Origin of the sequence: Xanthobacter autotrophicus (genome assembly GCF_030015065.1) — a bacterium.
Taxonomy (GTDB): Bacteria; Pseudomonadota; Alphaproteobacteria; order Rhizobiales; family Xanthobacteraceae; genus Xanthobacter; species Xanthobacter autotrophicus_D.
Genome location: NZ_JAIVFN010000237.1, coordinates 1 through 2147, shown reverse-complemented (window position 1 = coordinate 2147; position 2147 = coordinate 1). Strand labels below are relative to the sequence as shown.

The 2147-nt window shown below is 69.9% G+C and carries 1 protein-coding gene and 1 pseudogene; both read left to right on the top strand.

Annotated features, from left to right (window positions below; genetic code table 11):
- A pseudogene (locus tag K9U40_RS22690) lies at positions 1-652 on the top strand (hypothetical protein); the annotation flags it as partial.
- Between the two features lie 94 nt (positions 653-746).
- Positions 747-2111 (top strand): Tol-Pal system beta propeller repeat protein TolB, encoded by a 1365-nt coding sequence (tolB, locus tag K9U40_RS22685; RefSeq protein WP_282892358.1) that lies wholly within the window; start codon positions 747-749, stop codon positions 2109-2111.
- Positions 2112-2147: the final 36 nt, after the last annotated feature.

The window sequence follows — 2147 nt, the reverse complement described above, 5'->3', positions numbered from 1 at the left end:
CCCCAAGGTGGAGCCGACGCCGAAGGAGGCCGCGCCGGCGAAGGTGGAACCCACCCCGCCCAAGGAACAGGCGGAGCTGGCGCCCAAGCCCGAGCAGAAGAAGCAGGAACAGCCCAAGGACGAGGCGAAGACCGAGGCCGCCGCCGCGCCCTTGCCCCCGCGCAAGCCGGCTCCCCCGCGCGAGCAGCCCAAGCCCGTGGAGGCGAACGCGGCGCCGAGCGAATTCAACACCGACCAGATCAAGCAGCTTCTGGACAAGCGCACCCCCAGCCGCCAGGTGGCGAGCGCCGAGCAGGTGTCCACCACCTCCTCGCTGGGCTCGCCGCGCGGCGACGGCCAGCAACTGACCGCCAGCGAGATCGACGCCTTCCGGCGCCGGGTGATGGAATGCTGGTCCACCGACGGCGGCAATCTCGACCGCAACATCAACGTGGACGTGGACATCTACCTCAACAAGGACGGCAGCCTCTCGGCCGCCCCGCGGATCGCGCCCGGCCAGCCGGGCGCGGGGCAGCCGGCGTTCCAGGCCTATGCCATGAACGGCATCCGCGCCATCATGGCCTGCCAGCCGTACAAGATGTTCCGCCCTGAAACCTATGCCGAATGGAAGACCCTTCCCATCCGGCTCAACGACAGGCTGTTCAGCCGGTGAGCACCGGCGCCCGCCCCGAGGCCTCGGCCCGGGGCCGGGGCGACGGCGCACGCGGCATGACACACGCCCTGGCACCTGGAGAACGAGGACCTCAATGACTCGGTGCGGACAGCCGGCCCCTTTCCCCCCGAGCGCGCTCGATCCGGGGCGTCGGAGCTTCATCAAGACCGGCCTTGCCGCCGCGGGCCTCGCCGGCCTCGGCGCGGGGCTGGGCGCGGGGGCGGCCATCGCCGCGCCGCGCATCGAGATCACGCCCGGCGCCTTCAAGCCCATTCCCATCGCCATCACCGACCTGCTCGGAGAGCCGGAGATCGGCCGCAACATTTCCGGCGTCATCACCGCGGACCTGCGGCGCTCGGGCCTGTTCGCGCCCATCGACCCCAAGGCGTTCGTGGAGCAGATCACCAATCCCGACACGCCGCGCTTCCAGGACTGGCGCGTCATCAACGCCCAGGCGCTGCTCACCGGCCGCGTCACCCGGCAGGCGGACGGGCGCTTCCAGGTGGTGTTCCGGCTGTGGGACGTGTTCGCCGGCCAGCAGCTCGCGGCCCAGCAGTTCGTGGCCCAGCCGGACAACTGGCGCCGCATCGCCCACATCATCGCCGACGCCATCTATGAGAAGATGACCGGCGAAAAGGGCTATTTCGACACCCGCATCGTGTTCGTGGACGAGAGCGGGCAGAAGGAACGCCGCATCAAGCGCCTCGCCATCATGGACCAGGACGGCGCCAACGTGAGCTATCTCTCGCGCGGCGACGGCCTCGTGCTGACCCCGCGCTTCTCGCCCACCAGCCAGGAAATCACCTACATGTCCTACGGGCAGGGTGACCCCAAGGTGTTCCTGCTCAACATCGAGACCGGCCAGCGCGAGATCGTCGGCAACTTCCCGGGCATGAGCTTCTCGCCGCGCTTCGCCCCCGACGGGCAGCGGGTGATCATGAGCCTGCAGCAGGGCGGCAATTCCAACATCTTCGTCATGGATCTGCGCTCGCGCGCCACCACCCGCCTCACCGACACCGCCGCCATCGACACCGCGCCCTGCTATTCGCCGGACGGCCGGCAGATCTGCTTCGAGAGCGACCGCGGCGGCACCTCGCAGATCTATGTGATGAACGCCGACGGCTCGGGCGCGCGGCGCATCTCATTTGGCAATGCGCGCTATTCGACCCCGGTGTGGTCGCCCAAGGGCGACTGGATCGCCTTCACCCGGCAGGGCGACGGGCGCTTCGCCATCGGCGTCATGCGCACCGACGGCTCGGGCGAGCGCGTGCTCACCGAGGGCTACCACAACGAGGGGCCGACGTTTGCGCCCAATGGCCGCGTGCTCATGTTCTTCCGCGATCCGGGCGGCGCCTCCGGGCCGTCGCTCTATTCGGTGGACGTGACCGGCTACAACGAGCAGCGCGTGCCCACCCCGAGCTACGCCTCCGATCCCGCCTGGTCGCCGCTGCGCTCCTGAGGGCGGCGGCGAGCCGCCTCCCCTCGCCCTTCTGTC